Source organism: Nitratireductor sp. CH_MIT9313-5 (assembly GCF_037029545.1).
Classification (GTDB): domain Bacteria; phylum Pseudomonadota; class Alphaproteobacteria; order Rhizobiales; family Rhizobiaceae; genus Chelativorans.
In genome coordinates this window covers 99,381-125,602 of the sequence record NZ_JAYMER010000010.1, presented here as the reverse complement: position 1 = coordinate 125,602, position 26,222 = coordinate 99,381, and the positions used below count along the sequence as shown (strand labels likewise).

23 protein-coding genes are annotated in these 26,222 nt (G+C 59.6%); 16 read left to right on the top strand and 7 right to left on the bottom strand.

The features are described 5' to 3' along the window. The first annotated feature begins 210 nt into the window (after positions 1–210). Positions 211–1,221 (top strand): LacI family DNA-binding transcriptional regulator, encoded by a 1,011-nt coding sequence (locus WA367_RS01860; RefSeq protein ID WP_336055107.1) that lies wholly within the window; start codon positions 211–213, stop codon positions 1,219–1,221. Positions 1,222–1,282: 61 nt separating this feature from the next. On the opposite strand, the gene WA367_RS01855 is transcribed toward WA367_RS01860, so the two are convergent. Next, the gene (locus tag WA367_RS01855; RefSeq protein WP_336055106.1) at positions 1,283–4,336 is read right to left on the bottom strand and encodes an efflux RND transporter permease subunit; all 3,054 of its coding nucleotides are present in this window, start codon (positions 4,334–4,336) and stop codon (positions 1,283–1,285) included. Between the two features lie 8 nt (positions 4,337–4,344). Continuing rightward, positions 4,345–5,388, bottom strand: a complete 1,044-nt coding sequence (locus tag WA367_RS01850) for an efflux RND transporter periplasmic adaptor subunit (RefSeq protein ID WP_336055105.1) — start codon at positions 5,386–5,388, stop codon at positions 4,345–4,347. A 105-nt stretch (positions 5,389–5,493) separates the two neighbouring features. Here WA367_RS01850 and WA367_RS01845 point away from each other — a divergent pair, with 105 nt between their 5' ends. After that, positions 5,494–6,561 (top strand): AraC family transcriptional regulator, encoded by a 1,068-nt coding sequence (locus WA367_RS01845; protein WP_336055104.1) that lies wholly within the window; start codon positions 5,494–5,496, stop codon positions 6,559–6,561. A gap of 118 nt (positions 6,562–6,679) precedes the next feature. Then, complete coding sequence (locus tag WA367_RS01840; protein WP_336055103.1) at positions 6,680–7,420, top strand: SDR family NAD(P)-dependent oxidoreductase; 741 nt, start codon at positions 6,680–6,682, stop codon at positions 7,418–7,420. 40 nt (positions 7,421–7,460) lie between these two features. Here the strand turns inward: WA367_RS01840 and WA367_RS01835 are convergent, their stop codons facing one another. Genes WA367_RS01835 through WA367_RS01815 form a run of 5 tightly spaced genes read right to left on the bottom strand, consistent with a single transcriptional unit; the run spans position 7,461 to position 11,767 of the window. Then, positions 7,461–7,943, bottom strand: coding sequence for a hypothetical protein (locus WA367_RS01835; protein WP_336055102.1), 483 nt, complete (start codon positions 7,941–7,943; stop codon positions 7,461–7,463). Positions 7,944–7,963: 20 nt separating this feature from the next. Continuing rightward, positions 7,964–9,022, bottom strand: coding sequence for a D-TA family PLP-dependent enzyme (locus tag WA367_RS01830; RefSeq protein WP_336055101.1), 1,059 nt, complete (start codon positions 9,020–9,022; stop codon positions 7,964–7,966). A 4-nt stretch (positions 9,023–9,026) separates the two neighbouring features. Further along, positions 9,027–9,938: a MurR/RpiR family transcriptional regulator gene (locus WA367_RS01825; protein ID WP_336055100.1), complete on the bottom strand. Its 912-nt coding sequence runs from the start codon at positions 9,936–9,938 to the stop codon at positions 9,027–9,029. 2 nt (positions 9,939–9,940) lie between these two features. Then, on the bottom strand, positions 9,941–10,996 hold the full coding sequence (locus WA367_RS01820) for an ABC transporter ATP-binding protein (RefSeq protein ID WP_336055099.1): 1,056 nt from the start codon (positions 10,994–10,996) through the stop codon (positions 9,941–9,943). A 12-nt stretch (positions 10,997–11,008) separates the two neighbouring features. Then, on the bottom strand, positions 11,009–11,767 hold the full coding sequence (locus WA367_RS01815) for an SDR family NAD(P)-dependent oxidoreductase (protein ID WP_336055499.1): 759 nt from the start codon (positions 11,765–11,767) through the stop codon (positions 11,009–11,011). 261 nt (positions 11,768–12,028) lie between these two features. On the opposite strand from WA367_RS01815, the gene WA367_RS01810 reads away from it, so the two are divergent. The 13 genes from WA367_RS01810 (at position 12,029) to WA367_RS01750 (ending at position 26,163) form a co-directional block, all read left to right on the top strand. Beyond that, complete coding sequence (locus WA367_RS01810; protein WP_336055098.1) at positions 12,029–13,261, top strand: ABC transporter substrate-binding protein; 1,233 nt, start codon at positions 12,029–12,031, stop codon at positions 13,259–13,261. 89 nt (positions 13,262–13,350) lie between these two features. Then, the gene (locus WA367_RS01805; protein WP_336055097.1) at positions 13,351–14,226 is read left to right on the top strand and encodes a carbohydrate ABC transporter permease; all 876 of its coding nucleotides are present in this window, start codon (positions 13,351–13,353) and stop codon (positions 14,224–14,226) included. Further along, positions 14,223–15,047 carry a carbohydrate ABC transporter permease gene (locus WA367_RS01800; RefSeq protein ID WP_336055096.1) on the top strand — a complete coding sequence of 275 codons (825 nt, stop codon included), beginning with the start codon at positions 14,223–14,225 and terminating at the stop codon, positions 15,045–15,047. The genes WA367_RS01805 and WA367_RS01800 overlap by 4 nt, the downstream gene beginning before the upstream one ends. 19 nt (positions 15,048–15,066) lie before the next feature. Continuing rightward, the gene (locus WA367_RS01795; protein WP_336055095.1) at positions 15,067–15,432 is read left to right on the top strand and encodes a RidA family protein; all 366 of its coding nucleotides are present in this window, start codon (positions 15,067–15,069) and stop codon (positions 15,430–15,432) included. Positions 15,433–15,459: 27 nt separating this feature from the next. Then, positions 15,460–16,926: a M81 family metallopeptidase gene (locus WA367_RS01790; protein ID WP_336055094.1), complete on the top strand. Its 1,467-nt coding sequence runs from the start codon at positions 15,460–15,462 to the stop codon at positions 16,924–16,926. A 112-nt stretch (positions 16,927–17,038) separates the two neighbouring features. Then, positions 17,039–18,379 carry an alanine/glycine:cation symporter family protein gene (locus WA367_RS01785; protein ID WP_336055093.1) on the top strand — a complete coding sequence of 447 codons (1,341 nt, stop codon included), beginning with the start codon at positions 17,039–17,041 and terminating at the stop codon, positions 18,377–18,379. 158 nt (positions 18,380–18,537) lie between these two features. Then, positions 18,538–19,983 carry an NAD-dependent succinate-semialdehyde dehydrogenase gene (locus tag WA367_RS01780; RefSeq protein ID WP_336055092.1) on the top strand — a complete coding sequence of 482 codons (1,446 nt, stop codon included), beginning with the start codon at positions 18,538–18,540 and terminating at the stop codon, positions 19,981–19,983. An 86-nt stretch (positions 19,984–20,069) separates the two neighbouring features. After that, the gene (locus WA367_RS01775; RefSeq protein ID WP_336055091.1) at positions 20,070–21,458 is read left to right on the top strand and encodes a hypothetical protein; all 1,389 of its coding nucleotides are present in this window, start codon (positions 20,070–20,072) and stop codon (positions 21,456–21,458) included. A 121-nt stretch (positions 21,459–21,579) separates the two neighbouring features. Beyond that, entirely contained in the window at positions 21,580–22,869 is a 1,290-nt protein-coding gene (locus tag WA367_RS01770; RefSeq protein WP_336055090.1) for an ABC transporter substrate-binding protein, read from the top strand. 6 nt (positions 22,870–22,875) lie between these two features. Then, on the top strand, positions 22,876–23,757 hold the full coding sequence (locus tag WA367_RS01765; RefSeq protein ID WP_336055089.1) for a branched-chain amino acid ABC transporter permease: 882 nt from the start codon (positions 22,876–22,878) through the stop codon (positions 23,755–23,757). Next, entirely contained in the window at positions 23,754–24,722 is a 969-nt protein-coding gene (locus WA367_RS01760) for a branched-chain amino acid ABC transporter permease (protein WP_336055088.1), read from the top strand. The genes WA367_RS01765 and WA367_RS01760 overlap by 4 nt, the downstream gene beginning before the upstream one ends. Next, entirely contained in the window at positions 24,710–25,459 is a 750-nt protein-coding gene (locus tag WA367_RS01755) for an ABC transporter ATP-binding protein (protein ID WP_336055087.1), read from the top strand. Before WA367_RS01760 ends, WA367_RS01755 begins: the two co-directional genes overlap by 13 nt. Next, positions 25,456–26,163, top strand: coding sequence for an ABC transporter ATP-binding protein (locus tag WA367_RS01750; RefSeq protein WP_336055086.1), 708 nt, complete (start codon positions 25,456–25,458; stop codon positions 26,161–26,163). Before WA367_RS01755 ends, WA367_RS01750 begins: the two co-directional genes overlap by 4 nt. Positions 26,164–26,222 lie beyond the last annotated feature (59 nt).

Here is a 26,222-nt window from a genome sequence, read left to right as displayed (position 1 = left end):
TGTGTTTTCAGTCCTCCCCTCCGACTGATCTGTCGAAGAGTTTACCGGTTGCGCAAAGAGTGGTATCGATACCGGTATCGGTATCATGAGCAGAAGAAATCCCCTTTGTCAAACACCACACGCATTGCGCGTCACAGCTGATTTGAGGCATAGGAAAAGGAAAACCTACGGGAAGGCCGGTCGCGATAATCCGGTCAGCAGGATCACCCGATGAAAAAGCGAAAAACGCTTGTTGATGTCGCTGCAGCAGCGGGCGTCAGCAAAATGACTGCTTCGCGCGCATTGCGCGGCGAAAAGGACGTGTCAAAGGAAAGCGTTGAACGCGTTCTCGCTGCCGCGCGTGAGATCGGCTATTACGGCAACCACCTCGCCGCCTCCCTTTCCAGTTCCAGCGCCGAGCTGATCGGCGTCGTCGTGCCGGCACTCGCCAATGTTGTATTTCCCGAAGTGATGTCCGGCGTCTCGCACGCCTTGCGCGGCACCGGTTTCCAGCCCGTCTTCGGCGTCACCGAATATGACACCGAGAAGGAGTATGAAATCATCCGCAGCATGCTGTCCTGGCGTCCAGCCGGCCTCATCATAACCGGGCTGGAGCAGACAGAGGCTACGCGCAAACTTCTGATCGGTGCAGATATTCCGATCGTCCAGACCATGGACTGCGACGGCACCCCACTGGACGCATGCGTGGGTTTTTCACACACCAAGGCTGGCTATGACATCGCGATGGCTCTCATCGCTGCCGGCCGGACGCGCTTTGGCTATGCCGGCTCCAATCTGGACAAGGACACGCGCGGCGCGAAAAGACGCGAGGGGTTTCTGAAAGCGCTCCAGGAACATGATCTGCCTCTGATCGGTGAGGTCACCGCGCCAGGCCTGTCGTCGATCCAGACCGGCAGAAAGCTTGCCGAAGAGATGCTTACCGGCCATCCCGATCTCGACTGCATCTACTTCTCCAATGACGACCTTGCGGCCGGCGGTATCTGCTACTGCCTCGAACAGGGCGTGGCGGTGCCCGATCAGGTCGCGCTCGCAGGCTTCAACGGGTTGGATATCATTGAAGGCTTCCCTGGACGGATCGCTACTTCACGCACCGCGCGGCGTGCCATAGGCGAAGCAGCAGCAGGCATCATTCTGGAAGCGGTCAAGGGCAATGGCAGCACGGGCGGCCAGCGGATCATTCTGGAGCCGTCAATCACGCTGGGCGCGCTGGAAAAGAACTGATCCGGCAATCGGCACACGGGCCGGATGCTCGAAGGGAGCACCCGGCCCGTTCTTCGCCATATCAAGCCACTGCAGGAACCGGTGCAGCAGCTTTCTCCGCACCGCGCTTGAAGAAGATGTAGTAGAAGACCGGCGCGGCGATGAGCGTCAGCACCGAGGCAAACGCCAGACCACCCATGATGGTCGCCGCCATAGACCTGAAAAACGCATCCCCCAGAAGCGGCAGCATGCCAAGAATGGTGGTCGCAGCCGCCAGGAAGACCGGGCGCAAACGCGAAGTCGACGCTTCGACAATCGCATCCTTCAGCGGCATGTCCGGCTTGGCCTCCCGCGTCAGGTCAATCTCTTCCACCAGCACGATGCCGTTCTTGATCAACATGCCCGAAAGCGACAGCAGACCCAGAAGTGCCGTGAAGGTGAAGGGCATGCCCGAACCCAGCAATGCAAGAGCCACGCCATTGACCGACATCGGCACGAGCAACCAGATGATGATTGGCTGGCGAAGCGCATTGAACAAGAGCACCGAAATCAGCACCATGATCAAAAGGCTGAGCGGCAATTGCTTGCCAAGCGAAGCCTGTGCATCGGTCGAGTTCTCGAACTCGCCGCCCCACTCCATCCGATAGCCCTCGGGAAGCTCCATCGCCTCGATGGCGCCACGCACTTCCGCAAACACCTGCGCCGCCGTCATGTCGCGCGGGATATCCGCTCCCACGGTGACGACATTGATGCGGTCCCGACGCTGGATGAGCGTATCCTGGGCCTCGAAGCGGAAGCCCTCTATCACCTGCGCCATAGGCACGAAGCCTTTGGCGCTGTCGGAATAGATGACATGATCGCTAAGCGTCATTTCGCCATTTTGAGGCGCGCGCACAATGATCGGGATTTGCCTGTTTCCTTCACGGAATGTGCCCGCCTGGAAGCCATCGGTTGCAAAGCGCAGGATCGACGCCACATCCGAGCGGGAGACACCCGCTTCCTGAGCGCGCTCCTCCGCATAGATCGGACGCAGGACCAGCTCCTTCTCGCGCCAATCAAGACGAGGATCGATAATGTTGGGCGATGCGGCACTAATCCGCTCCATCGCCTCCTGGGCGAGTGCGCGCAGCACTGCCGGGTCGCGCCCGGAAAAGCGCGCCTCGATCGGCGCACCGCCGCCAGGGCCAAAGGCGAGCCGCTGAACCCGTATCTCGCCTTGCGGCAGTGTCAGATCGGCATAGGCCTCCAGCTCATCCATCTCTTCTTCGATGACTTCAAGCGAAGAGACACGCACGATCAGATGTCCATAGCTGGGATTGGGATCTTCTGCGGCATAGGTCAGCATGAAGCGCGCCGCCCCCTCGCCTGCATAGGCCGTCATCGCCACCACATCCTCGCGCTTGCCCAACCACTCTTCCAGCTTCTGCAGATCAGCAGAGGTCTGATGAATGGAAGCGCCCTGCGGCAACTTGTAGTGCACGAAATACAGCGGCGTATTGCTGTCGGGGAAGAATTGCTGCTTCACCTGCCCGAACAGCATGTAGCAAAGCAGCGTTGTCGCCATCAGAAGGACGACGACAAGCCAGCGCAGCCGCAGGCTGAGCCGCAGCACACCTGCATAGGCACGGAAGAGCCCGCCATCATAGCTGTCACCGCCACCGGCCGTGCCCCGTCGGAAGAAATAGTGGCCGAGAAGCGGTGTCACGGTGATGGCAAGCAGCCAGGACATCAGCAGGGAGATGGCAATCACGGCGAAGAGCGAAAACAGGAACTCGCCTGTTGCATCGGGGCTCAGACCTATACCTGCGAAAGCCATGATGCCGATGACGGTTGCGCCCAGAAGCGGGATCTGCGTCTTGCGCGCGACATCCGAGGCCGCTTCGCGCGAGGACTGTCCGCCTGCCATCGCCATCTGCATGCCTTCGGCCACCACAATGGCGTTATCGACAAGCATGCCCATCGCGATGATCAGGGCCCCCATAGAAATCCGCTCCATCTCGATGGAGCCGATCGCCATGAAGAACAATGTTCCGACCACGGTCAGAAGAAGTGTGACACCAACAACGATGGACGCGCGCCAGCCCATGAAAACTGCCAGCACCGCGATCACGATGGAGACCGACATTGCCAGATTGAGCAGGAAATCGTTGGAGGCTTTCTCGACAACCTCGTGCTGCTGGTAGATTGGCTGGATTAAGACGCCAAGTGGAATTTCTGCCCGAAGCTCTTCAAGCTTTCCATCGACGCGTTTACCAACCTCCACGATATTCTCGCTGGAGATACCGGCGACACCCAGCGTGAAGGCATCCACGCCATTGTGGCGAATGATGAGACCCGGATCGCTTTCACGCGCGCGGTAGACATTGGCGAAATCGGTCAGATTCACGACCTGCCCGCCAACGCCGACCGACAAGGCGGCAATCTCGGAAACCGAACTGGACCCATCTGGTCTCTGGATCAGGATGCGGCCGTTTTCGCGCTGGACTTCGCCACTGTCGACAACTTCGTCGGCACTGCTGATCGCGCCCTGTATGGCTGCTGGCGGAATGCCAAGCGTGGTGGTCAGAGCCAGATCAGGTTCGACATAGATTGCTTCTTCGGGAACGCCGGACACGATGGCATCGGCAACGCCCTCCACCGACAGCACTTCGCGCCGCAGAAAGTCGGCAAGATCGTTGATCTCCGCATCGGAATATCCCGGAGCGGTGACGGCATAATAGAGCCCGAACACATCGCCGAAACTGTCATTGACGAAAGGCTGTGATGCGCCCGCTGGAAGGCGCGCGTCGGCAACACGGTTGCGCAGCTTCGTCCAGATCGCCGGAAGCTCCGTACCGTCATATTCGTCCTTCATCGTGACCGATAGCCAGGACAGCCCTGGCTGGTTCATGGTCTCGATTTCCTTCACCTCACCGAGCTTCTGGATCTCCGACTCGATAGGTTCGGACACTTCTTGAGCAACTTCCTTTGCGGAAGCACCGGGATAGGTGGTGACGACCACGGCGGTCTTGATGGTGAAGGCCGGATCCTCAAGCCGCCCAAGCGACGAGAAGCCCCATATGCCGCCGAAAAGGCAGATAAGGATGAGAAGCCACGTATAGATCGGTCGATCTATGGAAATGCGTGCGATATCCATGATCGTGCCTATTCCTCGAAGCCGACAAAGCGGCGGACGGTGTCGCCATCGGAGAGGCTGGACGCCCCCACGGCAACGATTTCCTGCCCGCTTTCGAGACCGGAGATGACTTCGACCATTCCGCTGTCCGTGGCCTTGATCTCGACCGGTGTCCGAGTAACCGTACCCTGATTGTCTTCGCTTTCGGCGAACACCATCACGCTCGGGTTGCCCTCATTGTCGAGAACCACCGCGGAAGCGGGTATCTCGAGATGACTGCCATTGGTGCGCAGGCTTGCGGTAACTTTTGCGGAACTTCCAGGAAGGATTTTCAGCCCCTTCGGCGGCGCCATGCCGAGCGTGATGCTGTAGGTCTGGCCGACAGCGGCGGTTTCGGCATTGAACTCACGCACCTCAAGCGGAAAGGTTTTGTCCGTTGAAGGAAACTGGGCAACAGCTTCCAGACTGGCATCATCGCCAGCACGTTGAAACAGCGTCTCCGGTACGTCGATCTCGATGCGCAGTTCCGACATGTCGTGCAGCCTCACAACGGGCGTACCTGCATTGATGGTGGAGAAATTCGGAACGAGACGCGACGCAACCAGCGCATCAAAGGGTGCCGAAAGGGTCGCTTTTTCAAGAGAGCGGCGGGCATTGCGTACCTTGATGTGCGCAAGCTCGACCTGCGTTTCCGCATCCTGAAGCTCTGTGCGGGAAATCGCACCGCCAACCAGTTTCTGGTAGCGCTCTAGAGTGCGTTGCGTCTGGGCTGCCTGGGCTTCCGCCTCGGCCAGTGCCAGCTCGAAGCTTTCCTGATCGAGTTTGGCCACCAATTCGCCCTTGGGAACGACGGCACCTTCCTCAACCGGAAATTCAATGATCTGCCCGCCAACCTGGAATGCAAGATCAACAGTTTCGCGGGCCACGACATGGCCGAAGAAAACGCGATGCAGGCCGTTGCCTACCGGGGCGACCTTCTCGATCTTGACATAAGGCGTATCGGAAAAACCGACGGCGGGCACGCAAACGAGGAAAAAAGCCGCCAGCGCGAGGCGTGAAAAATTGGGTCGCATGACCTGCTGAAACTCCGTTTCGGGATCTTTTCAAAAAGAACGACAACAATGCGCGCACACTGCTTAATGCCCAGCGCCGCGCGGTTTCGCCGGGCACATGTAGGGATGATGCTGCCTCACGTCTTGACATTAGGAGACAAAAATTTGTCTTTTGAGGACATGGCGCATCTCATACGGGCAGCAGCACTGACAGGTTACCGCGAGGTGATGAGCGAACTCGGCTTCAAACCCGATAGGTTGCTCAACCAATTCGGCATCCGCCCGGCACTGTTGAAGGCTGAAGATGCCATGTTGCCCATGGAAGCCGTCTGCGACCTTTTGGAAGAAAGCTCTCGTCTGGCGAACTGCCCTGACCTTGGCTTGCAAATCGCCCAGCACCAGCATTTCGGGGTGCTGGGAATACTGGGTATAGCCGCCCATAATGCACGCTCACCGGCCGAAGCGACGCGTATCGTGGAGCGCTTCATATTTATCCAGGGCACTTCGTTGCGCCTGCGCATTCACCGACCAAGTCCCGTCAATCCGCAAATGATCAGCGTGGGGATTGAAGTCGACGGCATGGCGCCCGAACGTCAGCGACAGGTGGCCATGATTTTCCTCGGCCTGATCTACCAAAGCGGCAGGGTGCGGGATCCCGATGGCACCAAGATAAAGCTCGTCAGCTTTCAGCAAGAATTGGGGAATGATTACAGACTGTTCCAGCGTCATTTCCACGTACCGGTACACGAAAATGCTCCCGTGACCGCGCTTCATCTTCCGGCCAGCGAGTGGAACACTCCGGTTCCCATCGAAAATCCGGAATTCAGCCAGTTCGTGGAGGACTATCTGGCGCGGCACTATCCCACCCCATCCAGCCGTTTCAGGGAGCAGGTGAGCACGGTACTGAAGCCGGTACTCGGCACCCCGCAGGCCAATCGCGACGATATTGCAGCCATCCTCGCAGTGCATCCGCGCACCCTGCACCGCAGACTGCGCGAAGAAGGCACCAGCTTCGACGACATCAAGGACGAGATGCTGCGCGAGCAGGCTCTAAAATATCTGCGCGAAACCCGGTTTTCGCTGAACCAGATTTCCTTGATGCTCGGCTTTCCCTATCAATCTAGCTTTACCCGCTCCTGCCGTCGCTGGTTCGGCATGGCGCCCACGGCCCTTCGCCGCAAACTGGATGCCTGATCGCTCTGGGTCATAAACAATCGTAACCTGGAGGCTGGGCTGTCTGGACCATCGCTGGCATGACCTCCTGAGCGGGGTACGTCCCCGCTGCCATTTTGAACTGCGAGGAGGAAGGCGAATGGGGGGATTTGACGGTCGGACTGCAATTGTAACCGGCGGCGCGCAGGGCATAGGTCTTGCTGTTGCGCGAAGGCTCGTGGCAGCCGGGGCAAGAGTGTCGATCTGGGATCGCGACGGCGAATTGGCCAGACGCGCTGCAAACGACCTCTCCGAGCATGCACAAGCTGTCGAGGTCGATATTGCCGATTGGTCGAGCGTCGAAAAGGCTTCAACAGAGACTTTAGCGGCGCTCGGCAGGATCGACATTCTGGTAAATTCCGCAGGTGTCGCGGGCTCCAACGCTCCGCTTGCCGACTATCCTGTCGAGGAATTTCGCAAGATCACCGAGATCAACCTCATTGGCACTTTCCATGTCAATCGAGCTGTCGTGCCTTCAATGGTCGCAAACGACTATGGGCGCATCGTCAACATTGCCTCCATTGCCGGCAAGGAAGGCAATCCGAATGCATCCGCCTATTCTGCATCCAAGGCTGGCGTGATCGGACTGACCAAGTCACTTGGCAAGGAGCTCGCGGGAAAGAACATCGCGGTCAACTGCGTGACGCCGGCGGCTGCGCGCACGCGCATATTCGACCAGATGAGCCAGGAGCATATCGACTACATGCTCTCCAAGATCCCCCGTGGCCGGTTCCTGGAAGTGGATGAGGCCGCAGCCATGATCACCTGGCTATGCTCGGAAGAAAACAGCTTCACGACCGGTTCGGTCTTTGATCTCTCCGGCGGTCGCGCAACCTACTGATGGTTAAGGGAATGCCGGCGCGAATGCGCCGGCTTCGATCTCAGCTCAGCGGATGCGGCATGTAGCCGACAAATCCGGTGATCTTCCACTGACCATCAATGCGCGCGCAGAAATAGAGCGTCTGCCAATTGATGCGATCGATGCCGCCATCGGCCTTGGCAACCGTTCCGTCGAACTTCTTGTGAAGCACCGCCCGGTCTCCATTGATGTCGATGTCGCGCATGTTTGTCGCCCGGAAAAGGGCGTCACGCAGCGGCTCGGCAAATTCCGTCTCTGCCGTGCGCTTTGCCTGCTGCAGCCAGACATCCCGGTAGCTGTCCACATCAGGGAACTGCAGGCGCCAGGAATCCGGATTCTTCAGGAACTGCGCATGCATGCCGAAGAAGCGGTCATAGGCGAAATCACCCTCAACCATCGACCAGTCTTGTGCGAGAAAAGCATCGATATCGCGGTGAACGAGCATCTCCCACAAATAGTGACGATCGGCATCACCTTCGGGAAACGGATTCTTGTCGTAGCTCATCGTGTCGTCCTTTTTTGAGTTCAGCTCAGCCGTCCACGCGCGGCGACAGGCAGTGTTTCCGTCACTTCGTCGCCTTCAACCAGATTGACCTCGTCAAACAGGTTGGAAACGACGCAGACGTGATTGGGAATGATGTGCAGCTTCTCGCCAATTGCGGGCTTCCTGCTGCACTGGGTGAGATCGATGACGCCATGCTCTTCACTGAGCGTGGTGATGATTGCTTCGGGATAGCCGACGACATGGCCGTAACCGGGTACAGGTGCGGTATCGGCTGCCAGCGCCTTGGAACCAGCATCGATCACTGCACGATCCTCGGTGGGCCGGCTGATGACCTGGGCCAGAACGGTGAGCGCACAGTCCTCCAGCCGACCATGCCCGAATGCCACCTGCATCCGGTCGGAATAGATATAGGTACCAGGACGATACTCGGTGGCAGTGGTTACCCCTCCGACACTGTAAATGTCGGGCGTGCCGCCATTGGACACGACATTGACTGCCAATCCCTCCGCCTCAAGCGCGCTCTTTGCCTGCTGAAGCCAGCTTTCGACCTCTGTCACCTTGCCGCGTGGCGGATAGGTCATCAGCCCTTCGAAACTCAAACCCGGAGCGTTGGAGATCTGCCTTGCCAGTGCAGCGACCTCATCGACGCTTTGCACCCCGCACCGACCCATGCCCGTGTCACACTCGATCAGGACCGGAAGCGGGTGCGCTGGATCGGTGAAATGTTTGGCATAGCCTTCGACCGTCGTGGCACTGTCTGCCGTCACCGAGATACGTATGCGGTCATGCAGGTCCGCCAGCCGCTGAAGCTTGACCTCTCCCAGAATGTTGTAGGGGATGAAGATGTCATCAAGGCCACCATCGGCCATGACCTCCGCCTCACCCAGCTTCTGGCAGGTGATCCCGATTGCTCCAAGCTCCACCTGGCGCCGGGCGAAGAGCGGCAGCTTGTGCGTCTTGATGTGCGGGCGAAGCTTCATCCCATGCTTGTCCGCATAGGCCTGCGCGCGGGCAAGATTGGCTTCCACCTTGGCGCGATCGATGACGACCGCTGGCGTTTCCAGGTCGGTTATGCGCACGGCATCAGTCTCCGATGGGTAGATCAGGGTTGCGGATGTTCTGGCTGGCAAGACTGTGGCGGACCCGGCGCAGCGGTTCCAGCACCTTGGGCCCGATTGTCTGCGCCGTCGTCATCGCAATGATGTCGACCGCAGCCAGAAGCGCGTAGCGCGTTGAGGACGGCTTGTAGAGATTGCCGTCTTCCTTGAAGGTCAGTGGCAGAAGCGCATCGCCAGCCTCAGCCAGCGGTGTGTTGGGGGAGGTGACGACCAAAGCACTTGCGCCATATTGGCGGCCGATATTCACTGCGTCCGTGACCGATGACGCTTGTCCCGAGACCGAAAACCCGATGACAACCGCGCGCGGCTCCAGCACCGAAGCACTCATGCGCTGCAGTTGCGGATCCGTATGCGCTGTCACGTGAAGCCCGAGCCGAAAAAGGCGGTTCTGCAACTCCACCGCGGCAAAGGAGGAGCTGCCGCCCGTACCATAGATGAGAATCTGGCTGGCCTTGCTGATGCGGCGGGCCATCGGTTCCAGATCGATCTCGGCCAGCGCCATGGACATGAGATCAAGCGCGGCATGGGCGCCCGACGAGATTTTGGCGACGACCTGGGCGGTCATCGGAAGATCTTCCGGCGGCGCACTCGGCTCGCGCAGATATGCGCCTCCAATAGCCAGCGCCTGCGCCAGGTGAAAGCGCATCTCACGCGTTCCGGGAAAGCCAAGCGCACGGGCCAGCCGTGTTATCGTCGGCTCGCTGACGCCGGCACGCTCGGCAATCTGGGCAATGGGCGCATGGGCAGCGAAATGCGGATCGGCGAGAATGCTTTCCACAAGACGGATTTCCGCTCCACGCCCGCGCTCCAGTCGATCCTGAAGCCGGGCGATGATATCCACCGTGCGGGAGTTCTCGTCCTGCATGCCCTTCGCCATCGTCATCCCGCCTGAAGCCGCACGCCGCTATCACGGTCGAATAGATGCACATGTTCGACAGGGACCGACAGGCGCAATTCTTCGCCGGGGCGAGGAAGATCGCGATCGCGCAGAACCACGCGCACATCCTCCCCGGCGATCTTGCCGAAGATGTGGATCTCCGGTCCCGTCGGTTCGACCACTTCCACCGAAAGCGATAGCGGACCGGCACTGTCGCGCTGGTAGCACTCGGGGCGGATACCGACGGTCACCGACCGATCGTGTTCGCGCGCTGCAATCGGCAACCGTGAGCCGTCGCCCAAAACTGCCACCGCGCCATCTGTGCGCGCTTCAAGGAAGCTCATTGCGGGCGAACCGATGAAGCCGGCTACGAATTTGTTCGCCGGCCGATCATAAAGCTCAAGCGGCGTGCCTACCTGCTCGATATTCCCGCCATTCATGACCACGATGCGATCAGCCATGGTCATGGCTTCGATCTGGTCATGCGTGACATAGACGATGGTGGTACCCAGCTTCTGATGCAGCGCCTTGATTTCCGTTCGCATCTGGATGCGCAGCTTCGCGTCCAGATTGGAAAGTGGCTCATCGAACAGGAAAACCTTCGGGTCACGCACGATGGCGCGCCCCATCGCAACGCGCTGGCGCTGGCCACCGGAAAGCTGACCCGGCTTGCGGTCGAGATAATCGCCAAGATTGAGAATTTCTGCAGCGCGCTTGATACGCCGCTCCGTGTCATCTTTCGGCTCACCGCGCACACGCGGACCGAAGCTGATATTTTCCCGAACCGTCATATGCGGGAACAGCGCATAGGACTGAAACACCATTGAAGTGTCGCGCTTTTGCGGCGGAATGTCGTTTGCCCGGGCTCCCCCGATGATCAGGTCGCCGCCCGATATCTCCTCAAGCCCGGCAATCATGCGCAAGAGCGTGGATTTTCCGCAACCGGACGGCCCCACAAGCACCACGAACTCGCCGTCAGTGATCGACAGCGAAAGGCTCTCGATTACCTTGAGCGTGCCGTAACGTTTGGAGATGTCTTTGAGTACGAGTTCAGCCATGAAAGGCGCTCCTCATCCGGCTATCTGTTCAAGAAATGGAAGATTTCCGGCGGATATCCCGGCATCGACGGGAAGGACCGTGCCGGTAATGCCGCTGGCAAGCGGTGAAGCCAGGAATGCAGCCGCGCGCGCCACCTCCTCCGGCATGACCATGCGCCCGAGCGGATAGAGGCGCTTCACCTTTTCAAGGATTGAGGGATCACGCTCGATGCGATGATCCCAGGCCATTGTGCGCACGGAACCCGGCGTGATGGCATTGGCACGAATGCCATGTCGGCCCTCTTCGGTGGCAATGGCACGCATCCATGCATTGAGACCGGCTTTTGCGGCTGCATAGGCTGGGTTGCCGTAGTGCGATAGCGCGTTGACGGAAGAGATAAACACGAAAGCCGCTCCGCCCTTACGATTGCGCATGGCAGGCAGAAAGGCTTGCGAAAGCCGCGCTGCACTTCGCAGATTGAGATCAAGCTCGTGACTAAGCGCCTGCGGTGTTACGTCGGCCAGCGTTTCAGCCCGCGTCCAACCAGCGTTGGAGATCACCGCGTCAGGGGTACCATTGCTGCATATCGCCTTCGCTGCGGCCTCTACCGCATTATCATCAAGAAGGTCGAAGCCATGAGCCTCGCTCACCTTCGGGCCGGCAACATCCTCTGCCTTGAGGTCGCAGGCCACGACTTCTGCCGCGAACCCGGCCAGAACATCGATCATGGCGCTGCCGATACCACCGGCGGCGCCCGTCACCACGATCCTTTTTCCTCTCAGATCCAAGATTCTTCTCCAGTCCGCTTGGTGCGGATTCGAATTGTTCCCCTCGGGCAAATCCACCGCGAAGATCCGGCCCGTTCATTCTAGTGTTTGCCGAATTTTCGTAATTTAGCAACATGATCCAGCGATTTTCCTTGATTAATCTGAAATTATGTAAAAAAATTACATCACTGGTTCGAGTGACCGGCGCCTGCTCTGCAAACAAGAACAAGAAATGAGCGGGCTGGAATTCGTGCAAACCCTAGAGAGGAAACCGGGAGACGAATTATGAGAAAACTCGCATTCACCACTGCACTTGCAGGAGCCGCCTTCCTGTCGCTTGCAGGCATGGCAGCGGCAGAGACGGTCCGCGTCACCGTTGCTGAATACAGCTCCAAGACCGGCCCCTATTTCGAAGAGGCTGCCAAGGCATTCGAGGAAGCCAACCCTGACGCCGACATCCAGATTGAGGTCGTGCCATGGGATGTCCTGCTCCAGAAGCTGACCACCGACATTTCCGGTGGCGCCAATGCCGATCTGTCGATCATCGGTACCCGTTGGTTGATCGACTTCGTGGAACAGGGGATCGCTGCACCGCTCGACGAATATATGTCCGATGAATTCAAGGACCGCTTCTTTCCGGTATTCCTTGAGCCTTCGGTGATGGACGGAAAGACCTACGGCCTGCCCATCGCAGCCTCCGCACGTGCAATGTATTACAACAAGGACCTGTTCGAGCAGGCCGGCATCGAGGAAGTTCCCGACACCTGGGAAGAGCTTGCTGCAGCGGCTGAAAAGATCAGCGCCCTTGGCGATGACATTGCCGGATTTGGCCTGCAGGGCAAGGAAATCGAGACCGACGTCTATTTCTACTATGCATTCTGGGCCCATGGTGGCGAACTCGTCGAAGATGACGGCACGTCCGGCCTCGACAGCGAGGCGGCCTACAAGGCGGCCGAGACCTACAAGTCGCTGATCGATTCCGGTGCCACGCAGCCGGGCGTCACCTCCTATAATCGCGAGGATGTGCAGAACCTGTTCAAGCAGGGCAAGGTCGGCATGATGATCACCGCGCCCTTCCTGTCCAACCAGATCAAGGAAGAGGCCCCCGATCTCGAATATGGCGTTGCTGCGATCCCTGCAGGACCTGACGGCGACCGCGGCACCTATGGCGTGACCGACTCCATCATCATGTTCGAGAATTCCGAGAACAAGGAGCTCGCCTGGAAATTCCTCGACATGCTCTTCACCACCGAATGGCGTGCGAAATTCACCGAGGGTGAAGGCTTCCTGCCAGTCAATCCGGAAGTGGCCAAGCAGCCGGCCTTTGCCGACAACGCCGATCTGAAGGCCTTCACCGATCTTCTGCCCGACGCGCGCTTCGCTCCGGTCATTCCGGGCTGGGAGGAAATCGCGGCGAAGACTTCGGACGCCGTTCAGAAAATCTACCTTGGCGATGCCGAACCGAAAGCTGCACTTGATGCAGCCGCCGAGGAAATCAACGGCATCCTGGGCAACTGAACCCCTGCCGAAAATGACATGCGCGCGCCTCGCGCGCATGTCCCTTCTCCTGAACGCAAACCGCTTTAAGCGCGAACCGAAACGGGACCATGATCCGCTCGCCCCTGACCAATCCCTATGTGCTGATCCTGCCGGGCTTCCTGCTGGCTGCCTTCATCATATTGTGGCCGCTTTATCAGCTCGGTTTGATTTCGCTGAACGAGGTGAACCGCTTCGGCCAGTTGCGCGGTTTCAACGACGCTGAGAATTATATCGCCGTCTTCACGGATCCCGATTTTTTGGGTGCACTCTGGCGCACGGCCATATGGACCGGCGGCATCGTCATCGGCACGCTGCTGGTTTCCGTCCCGGTCGCGATGATCCTGAATGACGATTTCTACGGCCGTTCCATCGCGCGCGTCATCATCATGCTGCCTTGGGCAGTGTCGCTGACAATGACCGCTATCGTCTGGCGCTGGGCGCTGAGCGGTGAGAGCGGCATGCTGAATTCGGGCCTGCAGAATCTCGGGCTTATCGACCAGAACATCCAATGGCTTGCCCGTGCATCCACGGCCTTCCCCGTCCAGATCATGATCGGCATTCTGGTGACGATCCCGTTCACCACAACGATCTTCCTCGGTGGGCTGTCCTCGATCCCAGACGATCTTTACGAGGCGGCGCGGCTCGAAGGCGCCTCACGCTGGCAGACATTTCGTGAAATCACCCTGCCCCTGATGAAGCCCTTCCTGAACATCTCGATCGTGCTCAACATGATCTACGTGTTCAACTCCTTCCCCATCATCTGGGCGACCACGCAGGGCGGTCCGGCCAACTCCACCGACATTCTGGTCACCTATCTCTACAAGCTGGGCTTCCGCTTCGGAAAGCTTGGTGAGGCTTCGGCCCTTTCAGTGATGATGTTTGCGCTGCTGCTGGCCTTCACCATCCTCTATGTCTCGCTTGCAATGCGGAGGGACAGCAAATGAACAAGAAGCTGAAGAAGTCGCTGCTCTACTGGCTGCTTCTGTCCCCCCTGATCATCCTCATCCTCTTTCCGTTCGCAGTGATGTTCATCACAGCGATCAAGCCTTCGAACGAGGTACTTGCACCCACCTGGTGGCCGCAGGAACCCGCCTGGCGCAACTTCATCGACATGTGGGCGGTGACCAATTTCGGCAATGCGCTGTGGAACTCGGTCTATGTATCGGTTCTGTCGACCATGCTGGCGCTTGCGGTCTCCATCCCCGCCGCCTATGCGATGAGCCGCTTTCGCTTCAAGGGTCAGGGCTTCTTCCGGCAGTTCCTGCTTGTCTCGCAGATGCTTTCGCCAATCGTGCTGGTAATCGGCCTCTTCCGCCTCGTGGTCTGGCTGGGACTCCTCGACAACATCAATTCGATTGTCTTCGTCTACGGCGCCTTCAACGTGGCCTTCACCGTATGGATGCTGCAAAGCTACTTCTCGACCATCCCGAAGGATCTGGAAGAAGCCGCCTGGATCGAAGGCGCAAGCCCCGCCAAGGCACTGGTGATGGTGTTCCTGCCGCTGGCCCTTCCGGCCATGACGGTGACGGCCATCTTCTCATTCATCAATGCCTGGAACGAGTTCGTGATCGCACTCACCATGCTGCGTCGGCAGGAGAGCTACACGCTGCCGATCCAGATCTTCTCACTGGTGGCCGGTCGATACACGGTCGAATGGCACCACGTGATGGCAGCAACCTTCGTCGCCACCATCCCCGTCGCAATCGTCTTTGCCTGGCTGCAGCGCTACCTCGTGCGCGGTCTGGCGATTGGCGCAGTCAAATAGAAAAAGAAGGATACTCCACATGACCAAGCAGTGCTTTGGCACCTCCCACGTCCCCCTTTCCCCAGCCGTGCGGGCGGGCGACTTCGTCTATATATCGGGCCAGGTTCCTGTGGGTGAAGACGGCATTGTTGTTGTCGGAGGCATCACGGAGCAGACGCATCAGGTGATGAAGAACGTGAAGGCCGCCCTCGAACTTGCAGGCTGCTCGCTCGAGGACGTCGTGAAAACCACTGTCTGGATCGAGGACGCCCGCGACTTCGGCCCGTTCAATGCTGCCTATGCGCAATATTTCCCGAAGGACCCGCCAGCGCGCACGACCGTGGAATCCCGCCTCATGCTCGACATCAAGATCGAGGTGGAAGCGGTCGCCTACAAGCCGCTCTAAGCAGAACACGAACCGGACATTAGCCTCATGCGCGTATTCACGGCGTCACTAGCCACCGAGACAAACACCTTCTCGCCGGTGCCCACCGACCGGGAAGCATTCGAGATGGCTTTCTACGCCGGTCCTGGCGAGCATCCGGAGACACCAACGCTTTGCTCGGCGCCCATCCCGGTGCTGCGCCAGCGCGCCAAGGAGGAAGGTTTCACCCTGCTCGAGGGCACAGCCACCTGGGCGGAGCCTGGGGGGCTTGTGCGCCTCGATGTTTATGAGGAGCTTCGTGACGAAATCCTCGACCAGCTGCGCGCTGCCATGCCGGTGGATTGCGTGGTGCTCGGCCTGCACGGCGCGATGGTAGCCCGCGGGCTCGACGACTGCGAGGGCGATCTGCTGGCGCGCGTGCGCGAGATCGTGGGACCGGATGTCATCGTGGCAGCCGAACTTGATCCCCACAGCCATCTCACGAAGAAACGCGTGGCGGCAGCCGACATACTCGCCGCGTTCCACGAATTCCCCCATACGGATTTTGTGGAACGTGCGGAGCATGTGGTTGATCTCGCCCTGCGTGCCGCACGAGGCGAGATCAGCCCCGTTATCTCCACTTTCGACTGCCGCATGATCGATGTCTTCCCGACCAGTCGCCAGCCCATGCGTTCCTTCGTGGACCGGATGCAGGCGCTTCAGGGGAAGGACGACATCCTCTCCGTCTCGCTGATCCACGGCTTCATGGCCGGTGATGTGCCCGAACTTGGGACCCAGGTGATCGTGGTATCCGACAACGCGCCGGACAAAGGCGACGCCCTGGCTGAAAGGCTCGGCCAGGAAGTGCGCGCCATGCGCGGCACGACCAAGATGGAAACCATCACGGTGGACGAGGCTGTCGCACGGGCAAAGGCTGGCCCCTTGAACGGAAAGCCGGTGGTCATTGCCGATATGTGGGACAATCCCGGCGGGGGGACGGCCGGCGACAACACCGTTCTCCTTCACGCTCTGGTCGATGCAGGGGTCCGCAATTTCGGACTTGCAACGATCTGGGACCCGCAGGCGGTAGCCTTTGCCCATGGCGCAGGCGAAGGGACGGTGCTGGACATGCGCATCGGCGGCAAGGCCAATGCGGCCAGTGGCCAGCCGTTTGATGGAACATTCGAGATCCGAAAACTGGCAAGGGATGGCTGGCAAAGCTTCGGCAAAAGCCGCGTGACGCTTGGTCCCGCAGCGCTCATCCGCCTGGTTGGGACCGAGATCGACATCATCCTGAACACCAACCGTACACAGACCTTCGAGCCGGACATTTTCTCCAATCTGGGTGTTGATCCGAGTGCCAAGCAGGCGCTTCTGATCAAGTCGACCAACCATTTTCACGCAGGCTTCGCGCCGATTGCCGGCGAAATTGTCTATGCGGTGGTCGAGGGATGCTATCCGCACGACCCGAAAACCGCAGGCTACCAGAAGCTGGCGCGGCCCATCTGGCCAATTCGTGAGGATCTGTTCGCCTGAGTATCCCGCAAAACGGCTCTGCCATCTGGCCGTCCCACCTGGCCCATTGACTCAAAGGACCGGATCAAGCCTATGCGGGCTCTGATTCAACCGGAGGATATGGAAGGATTCCATGGCGGGTCTGACTGAGTTTTTCAATGTTGTGGGAGGATGGGTTTGGGGCCCCTATATGCTGACGCTTCTCGTCGGCACGGGTGTTTTCCTGACCCTGCGCCTCTTCTTCCTGCAGTTTTCCATGCTGCCGCTCGCGCTCAAGATGGCCTTCGGCGGTCATCCGAAGAACCGCGATCCCGGCGACATCACTCATTTCCAGGCGCTGATGACGGCACTCGCCGCTACAATCGGCACGGGTAACATCGCTGGCGTTGCGACAGCCGTCGTCGCCGGTGGCCCTGGTGCCGTCTTCTGGATGTGGGTCACGGCCGTTTTCGGCATGGCGACCAAATATGCAGAGGGTCTGCTCGCAGTGAAATACCGCGTCGTCGATGAAAACGGGCAGATGTCGGGTGGCCCGATGTATTACATCGAGCGCGGCCTCAACATGAAGTGGCTCGGCGTTCTCTTCGCCATCTTCGGCTCCGTTGCCGCCTTCGGCATCGGCAGCTCCGTGCAGTCGAACTCGGTTGCGCAGTCCATCCAGACAAGCTTCGGCATCGACACCTGGATCACTGGCGTGGTGCTGACGACGCTGACGGCGGTCGTGATCCTTGGCGGCATCCGCTCGATTGCCCGTGTCACCTCGGTCGTTGTTCCCTTCATGGCGGTCATCTATGTGCTCGGCGGGCTGGTCATCATCCTGATGAATCTCGACCAGGTGCTGCCTGCCTTCAGCCTGATCTTCACCGACGCCTTCACCGGTGAGGCCGTGGCAGGTGGTGCGCTGGGTGCGGTGATCCGTTACGGCGTGGCACGCGGCGTATTCTCGAACGAGGCCGGCATGGGTTCCGCACCGATCGCAGCCGCTGCAGCCAAGACAGATCATCCGGCTCGTCAGGCGCTGGTCTCCATGACAGGCACCTTTCTGGACACGATCGTGGTCTGCACGATCACCGGCCTCGTGCTCGTGATGGGCGGCTTCTACATGGACGGCGAAACGGGTGCATCCCTGACCACCAGCACTTTCGATGCGCTTCTGCCGGGTCCGGGCGGCTGGATCGTGACCTTCGGCCTTATCTTCTTCGCCTACTCCACCATTCTCGGCTGGAGCTATTACGGCGAAAAGTGCTTCGAATATCTGTTCGGCGCCAGGGCGATCATTCTCTACCGCATCGTCTACACGGCATCGGTTCTGATGGGCACGATCGTCACGCTTGATCTGGTCTGGGCCGCCTCTGACACCTTCAATGGCTTGATGGCCGTTCCCAACCTGATCGGCCTCCTGCTCCTGTCCGGGGTCGTCGTCAAGGAAACGAAAGACTTCAAGGCAAGGCGCGCAAGCGGCGAACTCTATTGATGTGAGAAGGGCGGGCGTTCATAAATGTCCCGCCCTTTTTCATGAATTATCGACCCACCTCGTCAGAGGTCCGGGTTTCAACCCACCATCTCTCTGCCCATATGCAAGTGGCACGGTCAGGCAGCTTTGCCTGAAATGACAACGAGTAAAGGATTATCATGGCACAGAACGGCGCATATCCCGACACGCAACTGTTCATCGACGGCCAGTGGCGCGCCGGAGCGGAAGGCAAGACCATTGATGTGCTTGATCCCGCAACGGAAGAGGTCATCGGCAAGGTCGCGCACGCAACCAAGGCTGATCTTGATGACGCACTTGCGGCGGTCGAAAAAGGATTCAGGACCTGGAGCGCAAAGTCGGCGTTCGAACGCTCCAAGCTTATGCGCAAGGCAGCCGAAATCCTGCGCGAGCGCAGCGATTCCATCGCCGGGATCATGGTCCGCGAGCAGGGCAAGCCGCGCGCGGAAGCCAAGATGGAAACGATGGCCGCCGCCGATGTGATCGACTGGTTCGCCGAGGAAGCCCGCCGCACCTATGGCCAGATCATTCCCGGCCGCGTTGCAGGCGTTACCCAGATGGCCCTGAAGCTGCCTGTGGGCCCGGTCGCAGCCTTCACGCCCTGGAACTTCCCCATCAACCAGGTCGTGCGCAAGCTTTCCGGTGCATTGGCAGCGGGCTGCTCCATCATCGTCAAGGCTCCGGAAGAAACGCCGGCCTCTCCGGCAGAACTCATCCGCGCTTTCGCCGACGCCGGTATTCCTGAAGGCGTGATCAACCTGGTCTACGGCGTGCCTGCCGAGATCTCGGAATATCTCATACCGCACCCAACCATCCGCAAGATCTCCTTCACCGGCTCCACACCGGTGGGCAAGCATCTGGCCGCCCTTGCCGGCCAGCACATGAAGCGCGCCACGATGGAGCTTGGCGGCCATGCGCCCGCGATGATTTTCAAGGATGCCGATCTGGACAAGGCGGTAAAGGTCATGGCGGCTTCCAAATTCCGCAATGCCGGACAGGTCTGCGTGTCCCCGACGCGCTTCCTCGTGGAAGAGCCTGTCTATGATGAGGTCGTGGAAAGCTTTACGGCTGCCGCCAAGGCGATCAATGTCGGCAACGGCCTGGAAGAAGGCACTCAGATGGGACCGCTCGCCAATGAACGGCGCATTCCGGCCCTTGAGGAGCTGATCCAGGATGCTGTCGACCACGGTGCAGAGGTCAAGACGGGTGGTCGCCGTATCGGCAACAAGGGCTACTTCTTCGAGCCAACCGTTCTGTCGAATGTGCCCACCAAGGCGCGCATCATGAATGAAGAGCCATTCGGCCCTGTTGCGGTATTCAGCCGTTTCTCCTCGTTGGACGAGGTGATTGACGAGGCAAACCGCCTGCCCTTCGGTCTGGCATCCTACGCCTTTACCGGTTCGGCAGACACGGCCCACCAGCTTGGCATGCGCGTTGAAGCGGGCATGACCACAATCAACCACAATGGTCTGGCCCTTCCGGAAGTACCCTTCGGCGGCATCAAGGATTCCGGCCACGGCACCGAAGGCGGTTCAGAGGCGATCGAAGCCTATCTCGTCACGAAATTCGTGACCCAGACAGCCTGATCGTTTGTTTCAGATTTTCACGGAAGGGCGCGCGAGCATGGCTTGCGCGCCCTTTTCTTTTGTCGTCGGAAAGGGATGATGGCGCAATGACCAGAGTTCTCGCCGCCTTCTCCCTCTTCTGCCTGATGACCGCCTATGCTCTGGCCCATGCCTCGGAGCGCGGTCACGTGTTGCTGCTCCCCACGCATCTCTATCTTTGGGGCGGCGCACTGACGGTGGGGGCAAGCTTCCTGATGCTCTTGGCTCTGCCGCCGCAGGTGCTGACGAAGGTTTTCGCGCACAAATTGCATATCAGTGATATATCTACTCTGCCACCTTGGGTTATCAGCGTTTTATCACTGCCACTTCTGATCATTGGCTTGGCGGCGGGGTGGTTCGGCAGCCGTGACCCGCTCGCCAATCCGCTTCCCCTGCTGATATGGACGTTGCTCTGGCTGTCGCTGCCGCTGCTTCATGCTCTTGTCGGAGATATCTGGAACTGGCTCAATCCCTGGACAGCCCTCTGGCGGGCAATCGGAAAACCCGGTCTGAACCTGCGCCTGCCACGATGGGTCGGCTACTGGCCAGCCACGCTTTTCCTGTACTGCTTCGCCTGGCTGGAACTGGTCTACCCCGCACCGGATGACCCACGGCATCTGGCAATGTTCACCGCCGCCTATTTCGTACTGACCATGGCCGGCATCTTCGCCTTTGGACACCGTCGCTGGATGGCGAGGGGTGAGTTCTTGGGCATCTTCTTCCGCACCGCAGCCCGCTTGTCGCCCCTGGCCTCAACGGGCATTGGCCGAGGCAAGAAGCTGTCCCTGACAATGCCGGGCGGCCGTCTATCCCGCGTGCACCCGTTACCCTTGAGCGGCATCGCCTTCGTGCTTTTGCTGATCGCCTATATCTCCTTCGACGGCTTCATGAAGACCTTCACCTGGCTTCACATGATCGGCACGAATCCTCTGCTCTATCCCGGCCGTACGGCACTCCTGTTACCGAATTCCCTTGGCTTGTCTGGCGCCTGGGCAGGTTTTGCGATGTGCTTTCTTGCAGCCGTTTATGCGGGAGATCGCATGGCTGATGGGCGCGCGCCCATGCGCGCGGCAGGCCTGCTCATCTGGGCGCTGATCCCGATCGCGCTTGCCTATCACTTCTCGCACTACCTCGTGGTCATGCTGGTCAACCTGCAATACGCTTTCGTCGCTGCATCCGACCCCTTTGCCACTGGGCTGAACCTTTTCGGGACCGCCGATTACCACGTCCGCGCCGGTGTCGTGCTCGGTGCACATGCAGCACAACTGATCTGGAATGCGCAGGCAATCGCCATTGTGGGCGGCCACGTGCTGGCCGTGGCGCTCGCCCACGCCCTCGCGCTTCGCCACTACGGAACAGCTGCCCGTGCCTTCAGGAGCCAGGTCCCCATGGCCGTTCTCATGATCTTCTACACGCTCCTGGGGCTCTGGCTGCTTTCCTCGCCCACCACCGGATGATGCGCTGACGCAAGGTAAACCTGTCATATTGCCAAGCATCGGCTGAGATGGTTTACGTTGCACCCCGATTGATTTGCTGCAGCGCGAAACGCTGCAGCCAGCAAGCCCAGGAGGCAGTGCAATGACCAGCAATGGCATCTCCACCCCTTTTTCCCGTCGTTCGGTGTTGAAGGGCTTAGGCGCCAGCACCGGTCTCATCGCCGCCCCAGGCTTCATGCGATACGCTCCGGCACAAAGCTCCGAGCCCATCCGCATCGGTTTCCAGTGCCACAGAACCGGCATCGGCGCGTCCTATGGCCGCTGGTACGAGCGCACCACCATGGCCGCGGCCAAGCTCATCAATGAGGCTGGCGGCATCAATGGCCGTCCGCTGGAGATCGTCATCGAGGATGATGGCACGGACCCTGCCCGTGGCGCAGAAGTGGTCGAGAAATTCGCCAATCAGCACAAGGTCGACCTTGTGTATGGCACCCTCTTCAGCCACGTCGTGGTTGGCTCCGCCCCGGCGGCTGGTGAGTTGAAGATGCCCTATTACGTGGTAAGCGAAGGCTACCACGTCGCCTCCGGCAAGTTGAACCGCTACTGCCTCCAGCCCGGCATCACCGACGTCAAGGCGCAGGTCCGTTCGGTCGCGCCGTGGATCGCAGACAATCTGGGGAAGAAGGTCACGCTGGTCTATCCGGACTATGCCTTTGGCCACGACCACCGCGATTTCTTCGAGCCTGCCATCCAGGCGCAGGGCGGCGAGGTGGTCGCCAAGGTCGCAATACCGCCGACGGAAACCTCCTTCACCCGCTACCTGCCGCAGATCCCGCGCAACACAGACGTGATCTACCACGTGATGGTGGGCCCCGCCGTCCTCACCTTCGTGAAGGAACTGGGCGAGTTCTTCGGTAATTCCGGCCCGCAGCTCTTCGGCTTCATCGACTCTCTGGAAGCGGTAAACATCAATAGCCCGGGCCTCGAATTCCTCGACGGCAGCCATTTCTGGGAAGGCATGCCGCGTTATGCCCAGCCTGATCAGCCTGACTATGTGGATTTCTACCGCAAGACGGTCGGCATCAACGACGAAGGCGCCAGCGTGAATGACGCCAATGACGTCTCCACCAACGCCCATATGTTCGGCTGCTGGGAAACGCTCTTCATCATCAAGCGCGCTATGGAAGCCGCCAACTATCAGGGCCCGCAGGATCGGCAAAAGCTGATCGAAGCCACCGAGGCGATGGATGAAATGGAAGCCGGGCGCGAGCATCCGCAAGGCCGCAAGATCTTCAATGGCAAGATCCACCAGGCATTCGGCGAGCAAAGCATCTCGAAGCTCGAAGGCGGTCGTTTGAACGTGGTCCACCGCACAAGCGTCGAGGACGGGCTTTACGAGGCAGAAGCCGACTACACCACACAGTCCTTCTGATCCGCCATGGGTTTTGGACCCTACTTGTTGCTTGCAACGCTTGAAGGGCTCGTCACCGCCGCGGTGTTGAGCCTGATGGCGCTTGGCCTCTCCCTGGTCTTCGGGGTCATGCGCGTGGTCAATGTGGCCCATGGCGAGTTCTTCATGCTCGGCGCAGTTCTCGCCTGGTATTTCTCAAGCCTTGTTGCGGGCGATCCGGCCCTTGGCTTCCTGCTCGCCCTTGCTCTCAGCCCGCTTGTGGTGGCTCTCATTGCCTGGCTGTCCGACAGGCTGGTTCTGTCGCGGCTGAAATACGAGCCCGAAGCCACCATCGTTGCGACCATCGGCCTGCTCTACATCATCCAGCAGCTCGCACTGACCTACTACGGAGCGGATTCGCGCCCCGTCGAAGCGCCCTTCACCTGGCGCATTCAACTGCCCTGGTTCGGCTATTCCGGCTACAAGCTTGCGGTTATCGGCGCGTCAATCCTGCTTGTGGGCCTGACGGCGCTCCTGATGATGCGCAGCCGCATCGGCCTGATCATGCGCGCAACCCAGTATGACAGCGAAACCGCACAGGCTTTTGGAATCCCGGTCCGTCGTGTCTATTCGGCAGTTTTTGCGCTGGGTGCCGCACTGGCAGCGATCGCGGCCGTTCTGGTCGTACCCATCCGGCAGGCCCATTATCTCATGGGTCAGGAGCCGCTGCTCCTTTCCTTTATCGTCGTTATTATCGGAGGGCTGGGCTCGCTGCGCGGCACGGTGGTGGCCGCCGTGCTGATCGGGCTCTCCGACGGCATCATCTCCATGTTCTTCTCGCCAACGCTTGCGAAAATGTTGGCCACGCTACTCGTTGCGCTGGTTCTCGTCTTCCGCCCGCAGGGCCTTTTTGGAACGGCCGCGCGATGAAGGTTCGGCTGCTCCCCTCCCCCCAATCGCTTCTGCTGCATCTTGCGGTCATAGCGGCATTGCTGGCAGCAAACTGGCTCCTGCCCGAATATCATCGCGGCGTGGTCTCGCGCGTTCTGGTGCTGGCGGTCTTCGCCATGGGCTACAATCTCACCTTCGGCTATGGGGGCCTCTTGAGCCTGGGCCACGCCATGTTCTTTGCAGCCGGCCTCTATGGGGCGGGCCTGACCATTTATCATCTGGACTGGAGCATCTGGCCCGCTTTCGGTGCGGGTATAGGTGCAGGCTTGCTGCTTGGACTGGTCGTCGGCGCACTCGCGCTGCGCACCAGCGGCGTCGCCTTCATGATCGTCACGCTGATGTTCTCGCAGGTTTTCTATCTGACGACGCTCTATTTCACGACCTATACGCGCGGTGAGGAAGGACTGATCCTGCAACAGGAGGTGCGAAGCCTCGAATTTGCGGGTGCGACCTTCGATTTGAGTGATCCCTCAACACGCTATCTGGCTGGCCTTGCGCTGTTCTCGCTCGTGCTTCTGTTCACGCTCTTCATTATCCGGTCAGGCTATGGGCGTGCGCTCATTGCCATACGTGAAAATGATGAGCGCATGCGCATGCTCGGCTTCAATGTTTTTGCCAACCGTCTGGTGGCTCTCGCAATCTCCGGCATGATCTGTGCCGCAGCCGGTGCGGCATATGCGGTGCTTTTCGGCTATGTCGGCTCGACACTGGCAAGCACGCAATACTCGATCCTGCCGTTGCTCTGGGTGCTGCTCGGAGGTGCCGCAACAACACTCGGGCCCCTTCTGGGTACACTGGTGATGTTCTATGTCATCGATATCGCCTCCAGCCACACGACGGCGCATCTGCTGGTGGTGGGGCTGGTGCTGATCTTCCTCGTGCTCTTTTTCAGGCGCGGCATACTGGGCACGGTCAGAGCGAGGTGGCTGCCATGGCTGCCATGACCGCGACCATTCTCCACACACGCGGCCTCTCACGCAGCTTCGGCGGAGTGCGCGCCGTCGACAATGTCGATTTCGACCTCGAAGAGGGTGAGATCCGCGCCATCATCGGCCCCAACGGCGCGGGCAAGACGAGTTTTGTCAGCCTGATTTGCGGCCGCATCGCCAGCGACAGTGGTGAGGTTTGGCTCGATGGCAGGGACATTTCCAGGCTTCCTGCGCATCAGCGTGTGCGCCTCGGTATCGGCTACACCTTCCAGATCACATCGATCTTCCCCAACCTCACTCTGCTGGAAAATGTGGCTCTGGCAGTGCAATCACAGGCCCGAACCAATTCCTTTCTCAATCTGAGCAGCCGCAGATTGAATGATAGTGCTCACGAAGCACTGGTGCGGGTGGGGCTTGGAGAACGGTCCGGCGAATTGGCAGGCAATCTGGCCTATGGCCACCAGCGCTTGCTCGAAGTTGCCATGGGTCTCGCACTCAAACCCCGCGTCCTCATCCTGGATGAACCCACGCAAGGCCTGTCGGAAAGCGAGACTCAAGGCTTCATCATCCTGATCCGACAGATCGCCGCGACCACAACGATCCTGCTCATCGAGCACAATATGGATGTGGTCATGGCGCTTGCCGAGAAAATCACGGTGATGGATCAGGGGCGCGTTCTCGCGGAAGGAACGCCTGCGGCAATCCGCGCGAATGCCAACGTCCAGCGCGCCTATCTGGGGGAACAGCCATGAGCGGGCTTCTCAGGCTGGACAATGTGACGGCGGGCTATGGCGATGTGCAGGTGCTGCATGGCTTGAGCCTTGAGACACGTCAGGCGGAGGTGCACTGCCTGGTTGGCCGCAACGGCGCGGGCAAGACCACAACTCTGAAAACCATCATGGGCCTCCTACCGCTGTCCAGCGGTGAGATAACACTGGATGGCCAGAAGATTTCTGAGCTTCCTGCCCATGAGGTCCCGCGCCTGGGGCTCGGCTATGTGCCTCAGGGGCGAAGGCTCTTTGCCGAACTCACGGTGGCTGAAAATCTTGAGATCGGCCTGATGACACGAAGAACAGGCCCTGCCGCCCGCGAAAAGGTGCTGGAGCTGTTCCCGAAACTGAAAGAACGACTGAAGCAGCGCTCGGGCACATTGTCTGGCGGCGAGCAGCAGATGCTGGCAATGGCGCGCGCGCTTTGCCTTGAGCCGAAGGTTCTTCTTCTGGACGAGCCGATGGAGGGCCTCATGCCATCAGCCGTTGCCAGTATCCGCGAGACGGTCACCGCGCTCTGCAATGAAGGTGTCACCAGCCTTCTGGTCGAGCAGCGGGCGGATACGGTGCTGAAGGTAGCAAACCGGGTGTCCTTCATCGAGAACGGTCGTATTCGTGAGACCGTGGAGGCCAGCGCTTTGCGCAAGGATCCAAGCCTGATCAGCCGCTATGCCGGGCTGGGTTGAAGGCTCATCTCATTGATCTGATTCGTGAAATAGAATCAGGCGCTTAGCGTTTCACGTGA

What these genes read in the sequence shown, in the direction of transcription:
- WA367_RS01790 (WP_336055094.1), top strand. Translation starts at nt 15,460, where the DNA reads ATGCGCGTATTCACGGCGTCACTAGCCACCGAGACAAACACCTTCTCG.
- WA367_RS01775 (WP_336055091.1), top strand. Translation starts at nt 20,070, where the DNA reads ATGACCAGAGTTCTCGCCGCCTTCTCCCTCTTCTGCCTGATGACCGCC.
- WA367_RS01855 (WP_336055106.1), bottom strand. Translation starts at nt 4,336, where the DNA reads ATGGATATCGCACGCATTTCCATAGATCGACCGATCTATACGTGGCTT.
- WA367_RS01835 (WP_336055102.1), bottom strand. Translation starts at nt 7,943, where the DNA reads ATGAGCTACGACAAGAATCCGTTTCCCGAAGGTGATGCCGATCGTCAC.
- WA367_RS01760 (WP_336055088.1), top strand. Translation starts at nt 23,754, where the DNA reads ATGAAGGTTCGGCTGCTCCCCTCCCCCCAATCGCTTCTGCTGCATCTT.
- WA367_RS01800 (WP_336055096.1), top strand. Translation starts at nt 14,223, where the DNA reads ATGAACAAGAAGCTGAAGAAGTCGCTGCTCTACTGGCTGCTTCTGTCC.
- WA367_RS01755 (WP_336055087.1), top strand. Translation starts at nt 24,710, where the DNA reads ATGGCTGCCATGACCGCGACCATTCTCCACACACGCGGCCTCTCACGC.
- WA367_RS01785 (WP_336055093.1), top strand. Translation starts at nt 17,039, where the DNA reads ATGGCGGGTCTGACTGAGTTTTTCAATGTTGTGGGAGGATGGGTTTGG.
- WA367_RS01780 (WP_336055092.1), top strand. Translation starts at nt 18,538, where the DNA reads ATGGCACAGAACGGCGCATATCCCGACACGCAACTGTTCATCGACGGC.
- WA367_RS01750 (WP_336055086.1), top strand. Translation starts at nt 25,456, where the DNA reads ATGAGCGGGCTTCTCAGGCTGGACAATGTGACGGCGGGCTATGGCGAT.
- WA367_RS01795 (WP_336055095.1), top strand. Translation starts at nt 15,067, where the DNA reads ATGACCAAGCAGTGCTTTGGCACCTCCCACGTCCCCCTTTCCCCAGCC.
- WA367_RS01825 (WP_336055100.1), bottom strand. Translation starts at nt 9,938, where the DNA reads ATGGCGAAGGGCATGCAGGACGAGAACTCCCGCACGGTGGATATCATC.
- WA367_RS01820 (WP_336055099.1), bottom strand. Translation starts at nt 10,996, where the DNA reads ATGGCTGAACTCGTACTCAAAGACATCTCCAAACGTTACGGCACGCTC.
- WA367_RS01845 (WP_336055104.1), top strand. Translation starts at nt 5,494, where the DNA reads ATGATGCTGCCTCACGTCTTGACATTAGGAGACAAAAATTTGTCTTTT.
- WA367_RS01805 (WP_336055097.1), top strand. Translation starts at nt 13,351, where the DNA reads ATGATCCGCTCGCCCCTGACCAATCCCTATGTGCTGATCCTGCCGGGC.
- WA367_RS01765 (WP_336055089.1), top strand. Translation starts at nt 22,876, where the DNA reads ATGGGTTTTGGACCCTACTTGTTGCTTGCAACGCTTGAAGGGCTCGTC.
- WA367_RS01850 (WP_336055105.1), bottom strand. Translation starts at nt 5,388, where the DNA reads ATGCGACCCAATTTTTCACGCCTCGCGCTGGCGGCTTTTTTCCTCGTT.
- WA367_RS01770 (WP_336055090.1), top strand. Translation starts at nt 21,580, where the DNA reads ATGACCAGCAATGGCATCTCCACCCCTTTTTCCCGTCGTTCGGTGTTG.
- WA367_RS01810 (WP_336055098.1), top strand. Translation starts at nt 12,029, where the DNA reads ATGAGAAAACTCGCATTCACCACTGCACTTGCAGGAGCCGCCTTCCTG.
- WA367_RS01860 (WP_336055107.1), top strand. Translation starts at nt 211, where the DNA reads ATGAAAAAGCGAAAAACGCTTGTTGATGTCGCTGCAGCAGCGGGCGTC.
- WA367_RS01840 (WP_336055103.1), top strand. Translation starts at nt 6,680, where the DNA reads ATGGGGGGATTTGACGGTCGGACTGCAATTGTAACCGGCGGCGCGCAG.